Raw genomic sequence first — 1,219 nt, forward strand, 5'->3', positions numbered from 1 at the left:
GTCACAGACCTCAGGTGTGGTCATGCCTTCGAAGTATTTGTCGACTGCGGCCTCGCGGACGGTGTCGGGGAACTTTGCGGGCATCGGAATACCTTCCAGCCCTCAGCACTCCAACGAAATGTCCGCGATCCCGCGGACACCAGCGACATATTTAACGACGCCTCTTGCGTCCCCGCCGCCGACAAAACCACACCCGTGCTCTACGTCCACGGCACCTCCGCAAACACCGAAAAGTGGGCTCAGAACGCCGTCGCCCTCAAAGCCGCAGGCTACTGCATATGGGGCTTCGACTACGGCCGTGGCAGCGGACTCCCATCCCTCTTCCCTGGCTCCTACGGCAACGCCGACATCAACACCTCCGCGCGTGAACTCGCGCGCAACGTCGAACGCGCCAAGGAAGCAACCGGCTCCGACCAGGTCGACCTGGTCGCACACTCCCAAGGTGGTCTACTCGTAAAGAAGTACATCGCCGAACTCGGCGGAGGCGACAACGTCCGCCGCGCCGTCACCGTCGGCGCGACCTTCCACGGCACCGACCTCAACGGCGCCGGCCGATTCCTCTCCCCCATCGCCCGCGCACTCCCACGCCTCGCAGCGCTCTTCGCCGGACCAGGCGCGATCCAACAGCTCAACGACTCCCCTGTCATCCAAGCACTCAACACGCTTCCCGACACCCAAGCCGGAATCGTATACACCTCGCTCTACTCGCCATCCGACATCACCGCCACCCCAAACAGCACCTCAATCCTTAAGGCAGTCGACGGAGCGGACGTCGCCAACATCAACATCGAAGAAGCCTGCCCGAACTCCGGCCGGGTCCTGCACCCCAACATGCAATCCGACCTCACCGTCGCCGCCCTCACCAGATGGGGACTTGAGCGCACCGCCGGCGACCACACCCCCAACCAGCGCGCGTGCTCACTCAGCGCACTCCCCGACGGGTCCGACGCAGCCCGCTAGCGTTTGGTAAAGCAGCAACGCGGTGCTAAAATTACGCACTGCTGCATTACATGCGCTGCCGGCGTAGTTTAGTGGTAGAACATCAGCTTCCCAAGCTGAGAGTGCGGGTTCGATTCCCGTCGCCGGCTCCACTGTCCTCAGTCGCGACATAGTTGACAACTCAGTCGCGACATGGTGGACAAACCGGTGCCTTGGTTTTTATTTTTCCGAGGCACCGGTTTTGTTTTTAGGCCAGTGGGGGTTGGCCTTTTCGCCAGTA

Annotated in this window: 1 protein-coding gene and 1 tRNA gene; both read left to right on the plus strand. The window is 61.9% G+C overall.

Annotation, left to right across the window (positions count from 1 at the left end):
- The coding region (locus BJP07_RS07490; protein WP_143111746.1) for a triacylglycerol lipase at window positions 1–960 on the plus strand (960 nt) is incomplete at its 5' end.
- A 57-nt stretch (window positions 961–1,017) separates the two neighbouring features.
- A tRNA-Gly gene (locus tag BJP07_RS07495) sits at window positions 1,018–1,091 on the plus strand.
- Window positions 1,092–1,219 lie beyond the last annotated feature (128 nt).

This window comes from Corynebacterium sp. NML130628 (assembly GCF_001875665.1).
Lineage (GTDB): Bacteria > Actinomycetota > Actinomycetes > Mycobacteriales > Mycobacteriaceae > Corynebacterium.